The sequence below is a fragment of the Anatilimnocola aquadivae genome (assembly GCF_049819085.1).
Lineage (GTDB): Bacteria > Planctomycetota > Planctomycetia > Pirellulales > Pirellulaceae > Anatilimnocola.
In genome coordinates this window covers 7,137,235-7,154,649 of sequence record NZ_CP187419.1, presented here as the reverse complement: position 1 = coordinate 7,154,649, position 17,415 = coordinate 7,137,235, and the positions used below count along the sequence as shown (strand labels likewise).

Annotated in this window: 12 protein-coding genes; 2 read left to right on the top strand and 10 right to left on the bottom strand. The window is 59.1% G+C overall.

Annotation, left to right across the window (positions count from 1 at the left end):
- Positions 1 to 150: 150 nt before the first annotated feature.
- On the bottom strand, positions 151 to 765 hold the full coding sequence (locus NA78x_RS28345; RefSeq protein ID WP_425615739.1) for a hypothetical protein: 615 nt from the start codon (positions 763 to 765) through the stop codon (positions 151 to 153).
- A gap of 191 nt (positions 766 to 956) precedes the next feature.
- On the opposite strand from NA78x_RS28345, the gene NA78x_RS28340 reads away from it, so the two are divergent.
- Entirely contained in the window at positions 957 to 3,344 is a 2,388-nt protein-coding gene (locus NA78x_RS28340) for a hypothetical protein (protein WP_425615738.1), read from the top strand.
- 11 nt (positions 3,345 to 3,355) lie between these two features.
- Here NA78x_RS28340 and NA78x_RS28335 read toward each other — a convergent pair whose 3' ends face one another.
- The 8 genes from NA78x_RS28335 to NA78x_RS28300 all read right to left on the bottom strand — a co-directional run bounded on the left by NA78x_RS28335 (position 3,356) and on the right by NA78x_RS28300 (position 14,198).
- Positions 3,356 to 4,846, bottom strand: coding sequence for a proton-conducting transporter membrane subunit (locus tag NA78x_RS28335; protein ID WP_425615737.1), 1,491 nt, complete (start codon positions 4,844 to 4,846; stop codon positions 3,356 to 3,358).
- Positions 4,843 to 6,252: a proton-conducting transporter membrane subunit gene (locus NA78x_RS28330; protein WP_425615736.1), complete on the bottom strand. Its 1,410-nt coding sequence runs from the start codon at positions 6,250 to 6,252 to the stop codon at positions 4,843 to 4,845. Before NA78x_RS28330 ends, NA78x_RS28335 begins: the two co-directional genes overlap by 4 nt.
- Positions 6,253 to 6,281: 29 nt before the next feature.
- Positions 6,282 to 9,395 carry a DUF2309 domain-containing protein gene (locus NA78x_RS28325; RefSeq protein WP_425615735.1) on the bottom strand — a complete coding sequence of 1,038 codons (3,114 nt, stop codon included), beginning with the start codon at positions 9,393 to 9,395 and terminating at the stop codon, positions 6,282 to 6,284.
- Between the two features lie 309 nt (positions 9,396 to 9,704).
- Positions 9,705 to 9,968 (bottom strand): MoaD/ThiS family protein, encoded by a 264-nt coding sequence (locus NA78x_RS28320; protein WP_425615734.1) that lies wholly within the window; start codon positions 9,966 to 9,968, stop codon positions 9,705 to 9,707.
- Positions 9,969 to 9,971: 3 nt separating this feature from the next.
- On the bottom strand, positions 9,972 to 11,252 hold the full coding sequence (locus NA78x_RS28315; protein WP_425615733.1) for a DUF1501 domain-containing protein: 1,281 nt from the start codon (positions 11,250 to 11,252) through the stop codon (positions 9,972 to 9,974).
- 76 nt (positions 11,253 to 11,328) lie between these two features.
- Positions 11,329 to 12,951, bottom strand: coding sequence for a DUF1549 domain-containing protein (locus NA78x_RS28310; RefSeq protein ID WP_425615732.1), 1,623 nt, complete (start codon positions 12,949 to 12,951; stop codon positions 11,329 to 11,331).
- Between the two features lie 260 nt (positions 12,952 to 13,211).
- Entirely contained in the window at positions 13,212 to 13,763 is a 552-nt protein-coding gene (locus tag NA78x_RS28305; protein ID WP_425615731.1) for a hypothetical protein, read from the bottom strand.
- Between the two features lie 213 nt (positions 13,764 to 13,976).
- Positions 13,977 to 14,198 carry a hypothetical protein gene (locus tag NA78x_RS28300; RefSeq protein ID WP_425615730.1) on the bottom strand — a complete coding sequence of 74 codons (222 nt, stop codon included), beginning with the start codon at positions 14,196 to 14,198 and terminating at the stop codon, positions 13,977 to 13,979.
- 686 nt (positions 14,199 to 14,884) lie between these two features.
- Here NA78x_RS28300 and NA78x_RS28295 point away from each other — a divergent pair.
- Entirely contained in the window at positions 14,885 to 15,214 is a 330-nt protein-coding gene (locus NA78x_RS28295; protein WP_425615729.1) for a hypothetical protein, read from the top strand.
- A gap of 219 nt (positions 15,215 to 15,433) precedes the next feature.
- On the opposite strand, the gene NA78x_RS28290 is transcribed toward NA78x_RS28295, so the two are convergent.
- On the bottom strand, positions 15,434 to 17,002 hold the full coding sequence (locus tag NA78x_RS28290) for a DnaA ATPase domain-containing protein (RefSeq protein ID WP_425619484.1): 1,569 nt from the start codon (positions 17,000 to 17,002) through the stop codon (positions 15,434 to 15,436).
- Positions 17,003 to 17,415: the final 413 nt, after the last annotated feature.

Here is a 17,415-nt window from a genome sequence, read left to right as displayed (position 1 = left end):
TCGCGCGTAGCAAATGGGCGCAGCGGTAGTATTGCGGGTGCTACCGAGCCCGAAAATCAGTTCGACCGTCGCGCAGCGGAGTTCACAGGGAGTGGCATGATCCGCACAGCTGATATAGCCGGAATCAGCAAGAATGTGGGGGAAGGCGAGCTATTTCGACTTTTCCAGGTCCGCTTTCGGCGTGGTGGCCGGGGCCACTTTCTCGGCACCCGGTTTGGCCGCGGCAGCCGGCCGCGGCGCATTGATGAGAGTGGTTACGGCTCCGACCGCCACAATCACCAGACCTACCAAGAAGTAAGGGCTGATCTCGACTTGTTTCTTATCGATATTCATCAGCACATAAGCCGACACCAAGGTGCTGACCACGGGGGCACAACCAAAGACCATCGGCATCACATAAAACGGCCCGGTCGGACCACCATAATTGAGCGCCATAATTAGGGCGAACGCGCCCAAGGCCCCGGCCGCTCCACCGGCAATGCTCAGCACCGTGCCGTTGATGGTCCAGCCTCGCATGAACCCGGCACCCTTTTCCATGCCGGTGAACTGCATCACCAGAATCGGGCCGATGATCGAGATCAAAAAGTAAGCGATGCCGACGCACAGAAAGGGCCGCAACCGCCCCGGTCCCATCCCTTCGGCGATGGGCCCCATGTTCACTACACCCTTGTGCAGAATGGGACCGTACGCACCCCAGAACAGCGCTGTCACAATGGCAAAGCCACCCGCGAGCAAATAGTTACTGGGCGAAGCTGGATTGGCCATGAGTCAAATCCCTCGGGGCAGATAGGCTGGCAGGAGAGTGGTTGGAGTGGAGCCAATATTCTAACTACAACCCAGCACCTTGCGCAGGGCAGTTGGCCGCGACAAATTCCGCTTGCATGACGGCTCGCCGAGCGCCATCCTGAGTGGTAATTCCCGCCAATCCCCCCTCCCATCCCCCTGCGAACCTGGCCATGCCTTGCCTGCTGCGTGCTTGCTGTTTCTGGGCCGTTGTTGCCCTCGTCTTGGGCAGCATCGTCCTCGGCAATTTGGCTCCCCTGGTCGCTGAGCCGCCCGATACGGCCTATGTTTTCCCCGCCGGTGGTCAGCGGGGGACCAAGGTGCAAGCTCGGATCGGCGGCTTCTATCTGCACGAACGGGCCCCGCTCGAATGGCTCGGTCAAGGGATCGCTGCCCCCGCCGAGATCGAGCGGACCGCTGTTCGCTGGTTCGAGGGCCCGCTGATCAAACAACCTGCCAGTCAGCAAAAGGAAGACTATCCTAAGGACTATGCCGCAGAACTAACGATCGCCGCCGATGCTCCGCTGGGAGTTCACGGCTGGCGTTCGTGGAATGCCCAAGGTGCTACGCCGGTCCGCCCCTTTATTGTGGGTGCTTTGCCAGAAGTGATCGAAAATGAAACCGATGGCGACCCGCTCCCCGTGGCGGTCACTTTGCCGGTGACAATTAACGGCCGCATCTTCCCCCGCGAAGATCTCGACGAATGGACCTTCGCCGCCGAAGCGGGCCAGGCCATCACAGTTGCCGTCACCGCCGAGCAGATTGGCTCGCCGCTCGAAGCCAAAATTGAAGTCAGCTCGGCCCCGGGCCAGATGATTGCCGAAAGCACCGGCACACTGAATCGAGATCCGCAGCTTCGCTTCATCGTGCCTGCTACCGGGCAATATGCGGTGCGAATCACCGATACCCGCGCGGGCGGTTTGCAGAACTATGTCTATCGGCTGACGATCACCGCCGGCCCGTGGATTGATTCGATCTATCCGCTCGGCGGTCAGCGCGGCAGCATGACGCAGTTCGAAGTGCTTGGCCATGGTGTTGAGACGATTGAAGCGACGGTGCCGCAGACGCCGGCGCCGGTCATTACGCATTTCTTCACTGGCCAAGGCGAAATGTTAAACGGCGTGACGTTGGAACTGGACGATCTGCCCGAGCTGCGCGAACAAGAGCCAAACAACGAACTGGCTCAGGCGAAGTCGCTATCGCTTGGCTCCATCGCCAACGGACGGATCGAACGGTCCGGCGATATTGATATCTGGTCGCTTGACCTCAAAAAGGGAGAGGCCGTTCAACTCGACGTGCGCGCGGCGAGGCTAGGTTCACCACTGGATGCCGTCCTTGTCATTCGTGATGCCACCGGCAAAGAACTGGCCCGGGGTGAAGACTTGCCGAATGGCTCGCCCGATTGCGAAGTGAAGTTCACGGCTCCGGCCGAGGGAACATTTCATGTCGCCGTCAGCGAACGGTTTGCCTCACGCGGCGGTGCCAATTTTACTTATCGTCTTCGCTGTACGAAGCCAGCGCCCAACTTTGCGATCGAGATCACTGTCGACGCGCTCGCTGCCGATGTGGGAGGCACGAAGAAGTTGCCGGTCACCATCACACGCACGGGCGGCTTCGCGGGAGTGATCACTCTTTCAGTAACCAATTTGCCCGCTGGAGTCACGGTATCACCGGTCGAGGTGAAGGCTAATCAGAACAAGGCAGACCTGGTCTTTACCGTTGATGCGACGGTACCGGTCACTCGCTCGGCAATTCGCATTGCTGGGAAAGCAGAGATTGAAGGCTCGGTCCAGGAGCGATTTGCTCAGATCGTGCCGCCGCAGAATAAGAATCAGCAAGGCGCGCTGGGGCTGGTTGAAGTCGATCACGTACTGCTGGTCACTTCGCTGGCGACTCCATTCAAATTCACGGGGCAATTCGATGTGCAGTACATTGCTCGCGGCTCGACCCTGCGGAAGAAGTTCGAAATTGATCGGGGCGGCTTCGAAGGTCCACTGTGGGTCGAGTTGAGCGACAAGCAGGGGCGGCACTTGCAGGGTGTGGTTGCTGGTCGTACCGAGGTGCCTGCGGGAGAGAGCCAATTCGAATTTGAAGTCAACCTACCGGCCTGGATGGAACTGGGGCGCACTAGTCGCAGCCAATTGATGGTGGTGGGTGAATTGGCCGACGCCGCTGGCAAGAAACACAAAGTCTGCTTCACCAACAATGGCCAGAACGATCAGTTGATTGCGCTCGTCTCACCCGGCCCGCTGCGCGTCGCGCCCGAGCGATCCAGCCTGGTCATTCATAAGAACGCGGAACTAACGATTCCGCTGCAAATCACCAGCGATCAAACGATTCGGCAGAGTCTCAAAATCGAGCTCATCATTCCCGAACACATGCGCGATCTTGCCGCGCAGCCAATCGAGGTGAAAGCTCAAGACCCGAGTGCAAAACTCGTTCTGCGCTGTGGCGACCATCCGGGTCCGCTCAACATGCCCCTCACCATTCGCACCACCAGCGAGCGGAACGGTAAGCCCATCATCGCCGAAGCACCGCTCACGCTGCTGCTGCAGCCTTGATGACGTTCGCGTTAATCCTGGTCCATCGGCACGACGGCCGGATGCTCAACCGCCGTTTGCGGGGCGACAAGGCGAGGCAGCCACCAGGTTCCCGCTTCGTGATGCACCTCGGGTAGAGGTCCGCGATGGCGCAGCAGTTCTTCGGCGGCGTGATGTCGCGCGGCGATGTTCAGCTGCGGCACAATGCCACCAGCGAGCAACAGCGTGACAAGCGTTAGGAGCGCGATCTTTTCGCGGCGTCCCATCTTCAGCGACACGCTCGAAACATGACGAGTACCGGTGAAGAGCACAAAGTAGGCACTGACAATCGCAATGCCGTTCAGAGCCGAGGCCACAACGACCGCGACGCCGACAAACGGATAGGTTTCGACCGCACCGTCGACGAGCAGCTCGGCGCCGACATAACCCATGGTGCCAGGAAAGCCCACGCTGGCGAGTCCCATCAGCATGAAGCAGATCGCCAGCAGCGGCATGTGCTCGTACAACCCTTGATAGTTGTTCAACTGCACGCGGCCGCGACGGGCTTCGATAGCTCGCATGGTCAGTCCAAAGCCGGTGAGTGACAGACCAACCGAGATCCAAACGCATAGCGCGCCGGTCAGACCTTGGACCGTGACCATTTCCAGGCCGACGAGAATCACCGCGGCATGGCTGAGGAACAAGTAGCAAAAGAGTCTTCGCCCTTCGGTCTGCACCAGTGCCATCGCGCCGGCATAAACGGCCGTGAAGAGGGAAATCAGGCCCATCGTCCGCATCACTTCGGCGGGGGCAATGGGCAGCACGAGTCGCACGGCTGCATAGACGCCGGCCAGCGGAGTGACGTAGAGAATCGCGGTGCCGAAGGTCGCTTTGTCGAACAGATCGGTGACCCAGCAATGAAAGGGAGCAATGCCGCAACGAATGAAAACCGCACCCAGCAGCGGCAAGACCGCCCAGAGCGATTTCACTTTCAAATCGCTTCCTTCGGATTGAGCGATGCCCCAGCCAATGACCATCAGGGCGATAAATAGGCCCATGTGAGCCAGGTACATATTGGCCGAGCGTCCCCGAGCCCGCAGTTCCAAAAAGGGTGGGATGGTGGCCAGGCTGAGAAACAAGATGACCAGCCAAGGTTCTTTGCAGCAGAACGTGGCCAGCGTGATGGAGGCGGAGAGCAACGTCCACGAGAACGAGAAGCGGCGAGCTTTCGAGCGGACAGTCGCGATGGCCGTGAGTGCGAATAGTAGCGCCGTGAGCGGCAATAGTGGCGCACTCACTTCATCGATCTGCAAGATCTCGCGATTGAAGAGCAACGTCGTGAGATGAAAGCGGTCTTGCGCTTCGCTGGCGCGCATGGCAATAAAATCGAGCCAGGTGCCGAGCGCGAACGCGAACGTGAGCAGCGTGAAGAACAGGCAATGGAGCCGAGCCAAGTCCGAGTCCTTGATGCGGCTGACCCAGATGGCTCCGATCAGCGGCAGCAGGACACAGATTTCGAGCCAAGGCAAATGCAACTCGGTCACAGAGTATCCTCCGCGGCAGTCAACGTGGACTTGGGCACTTCGGCGGGTGGCCCGCCGTCAAACAAGTCCGACCACCGACGCTCCAGGCCATCGCAGGCCCGCAGTACTTTCAAAAATGGCTCGACGAACCAGGTCATCATCCAGGAATCGAGATAACCCTTTTCAATCGCCAGGCGATAGAGCCAGGTGCGCGTTGTTTCTGGCAGCCAGCCGGCGCCGGGGCCCGTCTGCCGCGGCAAGCGATTGCCGAGTGCGTTTTCCAAAGTGCCGTAGTCGTACAACAACGTGGGGGCCCGCAAAAATTGCAACGTGCGAAAGCAAGCGTGGCCGAGGATGTGAATCAGCGCTATGTATTGCATGGGCTGCCAAAAGTAAGCAAGGCCGATCTCCATCACGATGATGCCGACCTGCGTTAACGAGGCAAACGACAGCGCCGATTTGATATCGGTCTGCACTCGACCCGCGAACGAAGCAAAGACGGCCGTGATCAGCCCGATGGCGATCACCGCTGACGACAAGACGAGCGAAGCAGCCAGGATCGGGCTGATGCGCAGCAGCAGAAACGCGCCCAAGTGGACCGAGAGTGCGCCGTAGAACACGGCACTCGAAGGAGTCGGGCCTTCCATGGCTCGCGGCAACCAACCGCTAAACGGGACCAGGGCGCTCTTGCCCGCTGCTGCCAGGATGAGCAAGAAGCCAACCAGCAGCAGGCTCTGAGCGGGGATATCGACGTGACCGCCGGGCCAAGCCATACCCGGCGCGCCCGTGCCGAGTAGCTTTTCGAAATCGCCGTGGCCGTTCAGGTGATGCATCACCACCGAGGCAATCAGCAACGCGGCATCGGATATTCGGTACACCGTCCAGACTCGCAGGCCGTTTCGCACGGGCGAGGCTCGCTCGTGAAAGAAGGCGACGAGCAGAGCCGACGAGAGTCCCACGAGTTCCCAGCCGGTGAAGAGGGTCTCGATGGTGCCCGCCAGTGAGGTGACGATCATGCCGAGTACAAAGAGCGAGTACATGACAAAGAAGCGGTTGTAGCCAGGCTCACGATGCATGTACCGACTGGCGAAGGCACCGATCACACCGCACAAGACAAACGTGAGGACCGCAAACGGCACCGACAGTCGATCGAAGACAAACTTCACCGAAAACTGATAGTCCTTTACATCGACCCAGTCGCCGACATCGATGGGAACGTAGCGAGGTCCCCAGATGAGCATTAGGACCAGAATCGATAGCGAAGCGCACAAGCCGACGGCGGTGCTGATCTGCACGAGCAGGGCGGTGGTTCGTTCCGAAATGGGTGCGCTGGCGAGCGTTAACACGCCGAGCACCACGGCGAGGAACAGCGGCGCGCAAACAACGATCAGCCCTAGCGCGCGAAAGATATCATCGTGGTCAAACATGAGAATTCGCTACTCGCGACCTGCTTTAGCTAGGAAGGTTCCGTCGGCGGCTGAATGGTGGCAAAACCCAAGTGCTCGCGCCAGCCTCGATACCAGTCGACCGACGAGGTGGCATGCGGCAGGCCGCGCACTTCCGGCGTATACGGCTCGAATTGCCCGTTGCGGAATATCTGCAGGTCGTTGCTGTCCGGATCCAGCACGGCGAGCTGTGCCCAACCATTGCGCAAGATGCGACCGACCGTCGGATCGCGATCCATAATCGCGAGCATGCGATCGGGCGTTGATTCAATCACAAACAGCAGGCGGAGCGGTTCGTGAATTTCGACACCTTGATGCGGCAGACCGGGACGCAGATCGCTGGAGTAACCATCCATCACGCCCAGCAAGGCGGTAATGTTGTGCGGCAGCTTGGTGCCGCTTCCCCAACCGGTGGAATCGACGGCCGAGAAAAAGTACATCAGGTTGATGCCCTGGCAAACCGGAACGACGGGAGCCAGAATGCGACCGAGGATCGTGCTGTTCGCATCATCGACCGTAATGTCGTACGAATGCATGAAGCTGCGGCGGTCCATATACAGGCCCCGCACGCGACTGCGGCGACCAACAAAGCACATTGCATTCGAGGCGTTACCAAACTCCGGCCTTGTTTGAGCCAGGTCTTCACTCCGCCCTTCGGCATGTTCGCGAGCGGCAACCGGAGTGATATCGAGCGGCGCGGAATAGAACCGCCGGCAACGCTCGTGAGCATTCCGCTCGCACACGCCTTCGAGCGTATCCATGGCCTGTTCGAAATCGCGATGATGCGATTTGGGGAGTAAGTCGAGATCGGAGAAGGTCATTGCATCGGTGGCCGTATTGTGCAAGCCGCCGAGAAACACGGTCTCGCGCGGAATGCACAGGCCGCGCGATTTCAAAATGTCACGGACGCGCGGATCGTTCAAAAACGAAGCGAGCGCTCGGGCGTTCGGTCCGCCGGGACTTCCCGAGCAAGCACCGCAGTCGTATGCCGATTTGTGTGGATTGTTCAAGCAATGCGAACCGTGACCGCAGAACAGAACCAGACGGGCAAAGTTTTCGATCAGCCCCATATCGCGGAGCATGCGCTCGCCGATGTTTGCCATTTCGTCGAGCGAAAAGCCGATCTGGGCGTCTTCCATGCCCGGTTCGGGCGTCTGTCGCTCGAGCCGCAAGCGAGTGATCTGGGGCGGCGCGACCAAACTCTTGGCTGTGCGACTCACTTGAGCCGTCCAGCGGGGAAACAGGACTCGCGCGACGAGCGGAATGGAAGCGAGTACGCCGAGCGAGGCTGTGAGCAACGCACCACTGGCAAGATTACGACTGCCGCGATGCATGTGCAGCGAGGTGGTGCCGATGGCTCGGCGAGTTTGCGCCAGCCGGCGGTTTGTTGCTTCGAAAGGAAGGACCGCTTCTTCAATGACCCAATGCTTGGGCCGCACAACGATGGGGCACAGCGTGGCGTAGTGAGCATCAGCTACCCCGCGATAGTACATGGCCACGCCGAAGAAACCGGCGACCGCAAATGTTTCGACGTCCGGCGCAAACTCTTCCAAGTGTCGCCGAAACGATTCTTCGCGGGCATCAATGCAAAACACTGCTTGAAAGCGCGGCTTGTCGACACGGCGTGCCGGCTGGATCGCATGCGCTGAGATGGCATCGAGCGCTTGAATGCGATACTGCCGCTCGAAGGCCAAATGAAAGATGCGCCGCCGCTCGAAGCTGTGAAATGCTTCGATCTCGGCGATCAAATCGCCCCATTGCTGCTTGCTCAAGTTCAGCAGTTGATAGGTATTCCAGCCCAGAACCTGCGCGAGCTGAAATGCCAGAAAGGCCCGCTGCTCGATGTTTTCGGGAGCCCGTTTGTGAATGACGCGGGCGTCGTTGGCGAGATCTTTCAGTCCGTCAGTGATGCCGAGCTTGGTGCGAGCAATGTGCGCGATCGCCAGACGTTCGAGCATGAGCCGCACGGCGACGAACTCGATCAGGCTGCCGGGCGGAGCAGGAACCGCGACGCGGTCGCTGCGGACTTCCATCTGCCAGAGCAGACCGGCCCAGCCTTGCAGGGCGAGAATCGAAGCAGTGAGGTACTCTCGTTCTTCCGCTGGTTTTACACCGAGTAAGTCGAGGGACTCGCGAATCGATTCGAGGGGAGTGAGCCCCGCTAGTTCGATGCGTTGCAACTCGCCGGGCAAACCCGCCAGCCAGCGATCGGGAGGCCCGCCGCTTTGGCTATACAGATGACTGAACGAGCGGAAGATGCCGAGATCGCGGTCGGGCAGGAGCCAATCGGCAAAGCCTTGATCGGCGAAGGCCGCACAAAATCGAATCAGCACTTCGTGAACGAGCGCGTCGCTATCTTCGCCGGTAGCTTCCAGCAGCAGATCGCGATGGCGGAGCGTCGGCAACTCGGCAGGAATGGAAGCAGGCAAACCCTGCACGCTCGCGCGGCAGACACGCCACAGAGCTTGCAGCGAGATCGCTTCCCAGGTCTTGGCTGTCCAGCGTTCCATGCTCGACGAACCATAGTGCTTGAGCAGATCGGCCAGCATCGATTGTGTGCGCTGATCTGATTCATCGGGCCGATAGTTCTCGCCATGGCCAGCCTGGCGGGCATCACGCATGATCCAGTGCTTGCTCTCGCGCAGGAACTTTTCGCGCTGCGAGTCAGAAGCTTCGGGGCGCAGATGCTGCAGCGCGTCGGTTTCGGCTATGAACCAGCGCAGTTCTTCGGCGGGACCGGTCCGCAGGGGGAATTGCAGCATGGCGAGCCGCAGGTCGAACCGCGTGGTGCTGCCGAACATTACCTCGTCGGCTCGGTCGGCTAGATCTTCCCGCACCACTTGCTGCACGTCGAGCAATCGAATCCGCCCCTGAGTCAACCGCTCGCGGTACTTCTCTTCGCTCAAGTAAGGCTGGCAATGAAACAGCCGGGCCCCTTCTTTCACACCTTGTTCGAAGGGGAGGTCTTCCAGTGCCTGCAAGGTGTTGAGAAACACAAAGGCGGTGATCGGTCCCTGGGTCGGCAACAGGTCGCCGATCTTGGTGATCTGCCGCTCCAGGAGGCTGAGATCGGCAGGCACGGAGGGTTTGACCTGCTCGTGGGCTTCTTCGGCGGGTCGTTGCATCGTGGCGGACACCGTGAGACCTCTTCATGGGGTGATTCATTGCTTGTACTTAGTATTCGTCGCAATGAATAGAAGCGATCTGATTACAACTTGTTTAGATATACCGAAACTCAATCTGCTGCTTGGGTTGGGCCAAAGTGGGAGCGCGCGGCGGGTTGCCGAAGGAAGCCAAAGAGGAGCGAGAAAACTAACGCTTCCGCAAGGTTCGGTGGAAACGGTGTGGCGAGGGAGAAGAGTGTCGCCAGCGAAAACGGACGCTTTGCTCGCTGAGAGCAGAGCCCGCTGAGTTCAGCATACCCGGAAGAAGCGTCAGCCGCCGCCAATGACCGGCAGAAAGTGAACTTCGCTGTTCGGTTGCAGTGCCGCCGAGAGCCCCTGGCGGGTGAAGCGATGGTCGATGGACACCTGCAAGCCGGGGAGCAGCTCACCCGCCAGGCACAGACGCTCGCGAATGCCGGGAAACTGCTCTTCCAGCCGCTTGATGGCCTCGGCGACCGTCTCGGCGGCAACTTCCACCTGAGCTTGCCCGTTCGTCAGGCCACGCAACTGGGCCGGAATGAAGACGGTCGGCATGGGCTACGACAGAACTTCCGTCACCGGTTTGGTCCCCGGATCGGTGAGAGGGAGCGGACGAGCGCCGACGTGGTAGTCCTTGCGATGATCGATGCCGACCGCGCGATAGATGGTGGCGAACAGTTCCGCCGCGCCGATCTTGCCATCCTTCACCGTCTTGCCGTCTTCGTCACTCTCGCCATACACCGTGCCAGGCTTAATGCCGCAGCCCGAGAGTGACGAGCTCCAAGCGCTGGCAAAGTGATCGCGGCCGAGACTCGAATTGATCTGCGGCGTGCGGCCGAATTCGCTGAGGGTGACCACCAGCGTATTCTCGAGCAGCCCGCGTTCGCTCAGTTCGTCGAGCAGGGCGCTCATCACGTGATCGAGCTCAGTCACGAGTTCCAGGTGCGTTTCAAAGTTCTGCCCGTGGCTGTCCCACCAGGCGCGCGAAATCTTGACGAACGGCACGCCCGCTTCGACCAGGCGACGAGCGACGAGGCATTGCTCGCCGAAGAGCGTGGGACCGTACTTGTCGCGGATGTTCTGTGGCTCTTTCGAGATATCGAAGAGTGTTTCGCTGGCCATCAGACCGCGGACGCGAGCATACGATTCGTTATGGCTGGCGAGCGATGCCGACTGACGTCCCTGGACGAAGCGTTCGCTGAGTAACTTACGCAGATCACCTCGCTGTTGATGATCGAGGTCGCTGATCTCGTCGAGCTTGCGCAGGTTCGGCGGCACGTTGCCTTCGGTAAGAAACATCGCGTTGTAGCGAGCACCCAGGAAGCCCGATTGGCTGACGGCACTGCCGCGACCTTCGGTGGCTGTATAAAAGCTGACGTAGTCCGGCACCTGGCTATCGATGCGGCCCAACTCGCGCGCGAGGACCGCACCCATGTCGGGATACTTGATCGTGGGCTCATCGCGGCGGCCGAGATGCATCAGGCGAGCACCGCCACCGTGATCGGCATTCTTGGTGTCGAGCGAGCGAATGATCGAAGTGTACTTCGACAGCCTGGAAGCCATCTTCGGCATCAACTCGCTGATCTGCACGCCCGGCACCGAAGTGTTGATGGCCCGGTAAGGACCACCCGTCGCGCGACCCGGTTTGGGATCGAACGTCTCCAGCTGACTGGCACCACCAGCGAGCCAGAGCAGGATCACGCGTTTGCCTTGCTGCTTCAATTCGCCGGCCAGCAGCGGATTCTGCAGCACGTTGAGCGCCGTCATATCGGCAGCGACAGCGGCGGTGGCAGCAGTAGCGCCGAGGAAACCGCGGCGGGTCAAATTCAGGTCGCTCATGATGGAATCCTTCATTGCGGATCAGCCCCTCACCCCAACCCTCTCCCCGGAGTACCGAGGAGAGGGAGTGAGGAGGTTAGTAATTAAAGCGGCATTCGCTGCTGGTGAGTAAGGCCCAGAGCAGTTGTTTCACCGATTCTTCGCGGCGGTCGGTACGAGCTTTCAAGTAATCTTCGAGTGCTTTCAGCTCGTCGGCAACGGGTTCGCGACCAAACACGTTCCAGATGGCTGTGGTTGCCAATTCGCGATCGTCGGTCAGCTTGGTCAGTTTGCCGAGCAGGTTGCTGCCGTCGGGGCGAAGCAAGTCGGTACTGATGCGGCTGCCGTTACTGAGTGAAAGTGCCTCGTCGATGCTCACTTGAAAATCTTCGCCGGGCAGTTCGAACTTGTCGCCGAAGCCGCGGCCAAAGCTTTCCAGTTGCTGAGCCTTGGCGTCGAGAGCATCGCCGGCCAGGTCGGCCGGGTATTGATCGGGATTGACGGTCGCCACCTTCAGTGCGGTGCCGTATTGCCACGGCGTGAGGGGACGGATGATGCCGACGGCGAACATCTCATCGCTGGGGCGCTTCTCGGTCGAGTTCCACAGGCTGCTGCGGGCGTAAGCGTCGCTCAGCACGATACCGCGCGTGAGACGAGCCAGATCGTAGTTGTGCGTTTGCAAATCGCGCGCGAGCCAGGCGAGCAATTCCGGATGGCTGGGCGTGTTTTCGGAATGCATTTGATCAACGGGCATTACCAGCCCGCGACCCAGAAACCGATTCCACACGTGGTTCACAATGGCTCGCGAGAGAAACACGTTCGCTTCCGGGGCGAGGGCAATCTCGACCAGCTTGGCACGCCGGCTGTATTCTGGGACCGGCGGAGCCTTCTTGTCCTTCTTCAGTTTTTCCAGCAGTTCCTTCTCGGCCTTCTTTTCTTTGTCGTCGGGCTCTTTGTTCTCGGGCTCGTCAAAGACCTGGCTGGTGAGAAACATCAGCTTGGCTTGCTTCGATTCGCCGGCGGTTGTTTTGAACTCGACCAGGCCATACGACTTTTCGCCGACGTAATCGCCCGCTTCGAACGACCGGGCGAAGAACGACTTCATGCCGAAATAGTGATCCTGCTTCCAGTCAGCGACCAGCGGATGATCGTGGCACTGGGCACAACTGACATTCACGCCGAACAGGAGCGAGCTGGCTTCGGCGGTCAGTTTGTCTTGATCCTTCATGCGGGCTTTGACGAAGCCGATCGCTCCCTTTTGCTCGGGGTCGTTCTCTTGACCGACGAGCAGTTCGCGAAAGATCTTGTCCCAGCTGCGATTCTCTTTGAACGCTTCGGTGAGATACGTGCGGAGCGAAGCATTCGTGCCGCGCATCAGCAGGGCATCGAAGGCAGCTCCTTGCTGGCGCGCAAATGCGGGAGCAGCCAGCAGTCGCTCGACCATTTCGCGGCGCTTGGCGGCATCGTTCGATTGCTGAAAGCTCTTCACTTCGGCAACGGTGGGGGGGCGACCATGCAAATCGAGCATCGTTCGCCGCAGCAGGTTCGCATCGTCGGCCAGCGGGGCAGGCTCAATGCCATTGGCCTTCAGTCGGGCGCCGACGTAATGGTCGACGGCTTCTTCAATCGACTTGTCGGCGGGCAGCAGTTCTTCCTCGCCGCGCGCCACCGTAGCTAGGGGCGAAACAAGCAAGCTCAAGATCAGGAGCCATCGAGGCATCAGCGGGCCTCCTGGTTGTGGGCTATGTCCAAGGATTGTGATCCGGGAGCGCAGCCGCAATCAGGCAAACAAAGGTGGGAAATACAGACTTGGCGGGAGAGTCTTTATTGTCAGCCAGTTTGCAGCTCAATGCAAGCTGATTTGGCGGAGAGCGGAAGGGGCCGATTTTGAGTGACGAGTCTGGTCACGGACTGATCGGCTGTGGTCATGGCTTAGCCCGATAAGGAGCGCAAGCAGACAAAGGCGATACTTGTCAAAAATTAGGGATCAAAAAGTTCGACCACTTCTGCCGTCCAGCCTGCGTCGGACTTGTTGACTTTCAATGATGCGTTGCAACCGCCGATGACGCCTCCATTGCTGCTGCCGCCAGCATTGAAGATAGCTACGCGAACAACTGCAGTCGGGATCAACGATTCTGACTTCGTCTCAATTGAAAGTTCTTCTAAGCGAAGGCCCAGGACTCGGAACTGGTTGGTCCCATCGTCTGCCAGTGGTACGCGACCAAGATGCACTTTGTAACCGGTCGTCGCCGGAAATGCTGGACTTGGCCACAACGCCTCGCCACTTTGGAGGCAAAGCTCGTTCGCTTCTGAAGTTCCATAAAACTTCACTGCCGACGATGTTTCGGCGGACGTAAGGATGCACCGCAGCGTGGCGTCGGCAATTAGATACTCGTCCGACTCAAAGATGACCAGCGGAGGTGTGGTGTCTCGCGCTACAGCGGGCGAATCATCGGGAGCAAGCGTCGGTCCTGGCGCACATCCGCAAAGGAGAATCATCAAGCACAAAAGGCGGCGTAGCATGAAGTTCATGTCCCGATTCTATCCTCGCCTCAAAAAGCCCCGCCAGAGCAACGGGGCCAAATCGTCCTACGGTCCTACGCTCCATAGTTCAGCAGTTCGCCGAATAGTTCATCGAACGACCACGACTTGTCGGTGAGTGCCGAGGCTAGCTCCGTAACCAGACTCGTCACTCAAAACCGGACGGTAGTGCGGAATTAAGTGGACCTGAGAAAACAAGGGAAGCTACTGCCAAGGTCCCGGCCTTACCTTGCGGTCAATCTGCTCCAAGGGCCAATACACCCATTCGCCCCAGCGACTGGCCCTTCCATAGTGATTTGAAAGGTCTGGCCCGGGGACAGGTATGTTTCGTGCGCGAGGATTAACCAGCGCCAGATAGCTCCCCACATATAGCAGCGGCAGGAGTAGCAAGACGATGGCGACAATAAGGGGTGCGCGGTTGGTCATCGTGAAGCTCCGCGAAAATCATTTACGGATTCCCAGAGGACACCAATCATAAACGCTGAAATCAACGCATAGAAAGCGATCCAGATTGAGGCCACTATAGGAACTGGCGCTGCGCCGCAGAGATTCAAGACACCGGATGCAAGCAAGATTACGAAGATTCCTTTCTGGCCCAAATGCCGCAGTGTTGTGGCAAGGCTCTTTTGTTTCGCAGTTCTCTCGCTAAGACGCTCGTCCATGCACCCATTCTAACCGCATACGAAAAAGCCCCGCCAGGGTTCGCGGGGCTTGATTCTGCCGATCCTATGATCCTATGCAGCAATCACCAGCAGCAATTCTTCGACGCCCCAAATGTGTCCGGCCAAGTTGCTGGCCATCGCTGGCCACATGCCTTTCAGCGAACGATGCTTGCGGCAGAAGTTGTAATCGGGCCGTAGGCCGCAGAATTGTCGTCAGGAATAATTTATTACTTACTTGACAATAGATCAGAACTCGGCGCTAATGTCAAGATGTGCTCTCACTGCAAGGTGATTCGAGTCGCGGACCGCGCTGCGCAGTGGCGCTGGCGTCGTGCTTGCCGACATGTTTGTGGGTGAGGCCGAGGCGTGGGAGGTCTGAGGGCGAAGGAACGGTCGTGGGAATGAACTGTCGCTCACCCGTCGGGTTACCTGAAATCGAAGGAGAGAAAAGTGGCTGACCGAAAGTTGTCGACGGTTGGCAGTTCGATTAATGGCTGCGAATCCTCCCATCGCCTCGCGGAGTGCCGCGCGAATTCAGGATGGGCTGTGAAGTTGGGTAAAGATAATATTTGGTTATCAGCAAACCGCCAAAACAGGACAATTAATCATCATAAAGTACTGACGCACAACCGTTTGTGGAAAATGGTTATCGCGAAAAAAACGGCAAAAAAGTTATCAAAAGCGGTTATCAGAGGTGCCGACGAGTGGGCGACAGCGCGCAGCACGAACCCAATGCCAGCGGTGCGAAGATCGCCGCTGCTGAAATCAGGTGGCGACTGATCCTCTATGGCGATCCTACTTATCAGTCTGTGTTTGTTCGTCGAGCGGAGTGACGACGAACGGCGGCAACTTCCTCTTAGCGGAGCGAGGTTAGCAGCAACCAGCTCACCTCGATGCCGTTGGCTGGCGCAGCCACTTCGCTTGCGAGCACTGCGCTGCAAGGCTTTCATCGTGGCAGAGTCAATTGTGCGACTCGACACCACCCTGCTAAGACTCTCATTACGCCAGGCGCAGTTGATTCTCAACTCGCTTGACGACATCTTCCAGGCGGCAGTCCCCTTCGGGCAGCAGCAGGCTTTTGCCGCTGACGAGCCATTGGCTCACTTTGTCCTCGGCCGAGATGACCGTGGTGTGACTCTTCCGGTTGAAATGCTTGCCGATTTCAGAGAGAGCAGCCCGCGTGTACTTGCGGGCCAGCCACATGGCGAGCATGCGCGGATGGCTGACGGCAGGCGACTTGCTTTCCGATTGCAGCGATTGCTCGTCGATGCCGAACATGTCGCAAATGGTCGTGGTGATATCAGTCAGGCGAACGGCGCGGCGATTGACGCGTACGAGATCGGCAAGTGCGCGCTGGGCGAATGGGAGGTCGATGCGACAATGGAGCGCTTCGCTGGTGGCGTGCAACCGATTGAGCGCGCCGGCCAGTTGCCGAGCGTCACCATCGAGTTGCGTCGAGAGCCACTCGATGACGGTGCGCGGCGTCGGTGTCGCATGACGGCTCGCCATCTGTTCGAGCACACCGAGCCGCGTCTGTGTATCGGCGGCATCAATGGCACAAATCAAACCACCCGAAATGCGATTGACCAGTTCGCTGCCCAGATTTTTCAGTTCACCCAAGCTGCGATCGGCGGCAAACACTACCTGCCGGCCAGCCCGCAGCAGCGTATCGACCGTGTGCTGCAACTCGACGAGCGTCGATTGCTTCCCGATGAAGAACTGCAGGTCGTCGATCAGGAGCAATTCCACATCGCGATACTTCCGCCGAAAGCTGGGCAAACCCGAGCCCCGCAGCGCTTCGACAAATTGCGTCGTGAACTGTTCCGCCGAGAGGTAAATGGTGCGCCGGCTGGGTGCGGTTTGCCGAGCGGTTCGCCAGGCACCTTCCAGCAGGTGCGTCTTGCCGCAGCCTGGAGGTCCCGAGATGAACAGCGGCGAATAACGGCCCAGTTGCGAGAGCAGGTTATTGATCGCCGCGTGCGCGAGACGGTTCCCTTCCCCGACGACGAACGAATCTAAAGCGGCAAAGGTACGTCGAGCCATTCGATTGACGGGAGGCGAATCAGAGGGAGCAGCGGCAGGGTTTGGCGAAGAACCATTGTTACCTGACGCAGGCATGCTCGGCAAACGGAATATCACCGGCATCGATTGCGGTTGCTCGCCAACTGGCGGCAGCAGCGGCGCGGGAGTTGGAACGGCCAATGGACCTGCGGCCACAGGAGAAGAGAACAGCGGCGTTGAGAGGTTGGCAACTGGCATGGTGGGCGAAACATTCATCGGCTGCTGGGGCCGAGAAATTGCGGTTGATTCCGTCGCCGATACAGTCGCTTCTGCCACCTTCAAATCAACGGTCGCTTGTGGACCGAGGACTTCGTGGGCAGCGTTCGATACCTCCGCGCGTAACTTGCGCAGACGTTCCAGCCGGAAAGTATTGTGGGCGAACAAGGTCAACTGCAGTCCACTGGCTTTCCAGGTGACGCCGTCGGTCGCCCACATCGTCACACGATCTGCTCCGACCTTGCCGATCAGTGCTTCCCGCACCAACGACACGATCTGCTGTTCATCCATGCTCACGCTTAACGCATCCTACGCGCGCACCGCTAGCGCCGAACTTCCGAAGGGGGAATGCACCGTGCTTGAGAGAAAGCTCAAGTCGGTGGCTGCCGGCGATTGCAGCGCGAGTCCTGAAAGGAACAACGAGCCCGCTTCGATTGCTGGCTCGCATGAGTGATTGCCCGTTACGACGTCGGCGATTGTAGCCGTGCTAGCGGAGGTGAAAAGCAGCGAGCGCGAGAAAACTTCACTCCGTCTTCATGCTCCGCAGGAAAGAGGCAAAAATCGCTGGCAGCGATGCGTCGCATGAAGATTGTGAGAGCCCCGCCCATCGTGGAAAACGTGTCAGCGCAGCTGACACAACGCTGAGCGGAAATAACCGAAGTCGTTGCCTGCGAATCAGTTCGTGAAAAGTCGCAGAGCAAGAT

Coding starts and splice junctions, on each gene's coding strand:
- NA78x_RS28300 (WP_425615730.1), bottom strand. CDS start 14,198: ATGACCAACCGCGCACCCCTTATTGTCGCCATCGTCTTGCTACTCCTG.
- NA78x_RS28290 (WP_425619484.1), bottom strand. CDS start 17,002: ATGGATGAACAGCAGATCGTGTCGTTGGTGCGGGAAGCACTGATCGGC.
- NA78x_RS28340 (WP_425615738.1), top strand. CDS start 957: ATGCCTTGCCTGCTGCGTGCTTGCTGTTTCTGGGCCGTTGTTGCCCTC.
- NA78x_RS28320 (WP_425615734.1), bottom strand. CDS start 9,968: ATGCCGACCGTCTTCATTCCGGCCCAGTTGCGTGGCCTGACGAACGGG.
- NA78x_RS28325 (WP_425615735.1), bottom strand. CDS start 9,395: ATGCAACGACCCGCCGAAGAAGCCCACGAGCAGGTCAAACCCTCCGTG.
- NA78x_RS28345 (WP_425615739.1), bottom strand. CDS start 765: ATGGCCAATCCAGCTTCGCCCAGTAACTATTTGCTCGCGGGTGGCTTT.
- NA78x_RS28315 (WP_425615733.1), bottom strand. CDS start 11,252: ATGAGCGACCTGAATTTGACCCGCCGCGGTTTCCTCGGCGCTACTGCT.
- NA78x_RS28305 (WP_425615731.1), bottom strand. CDS start 13,763: ATGAACTTCATGCTACGCCGCCTTTTGTGCTTGATGATTCTCCTTTGC.
- NA78x_RS28330 (WP_425615736.1), bottom strand. CDS start 6,252: ATGTTTGACCACGATGATATCTTTCGCGCGCTAGGGCTGATCGTTGTT.
- NA78x_RS28310 (WP_425615732.1), bottom strand. CDS start 12,951: ATGCCTCGATGGCTCCTGATCTTGAGCTTGCTTGTTTCGCCCCTAGCT.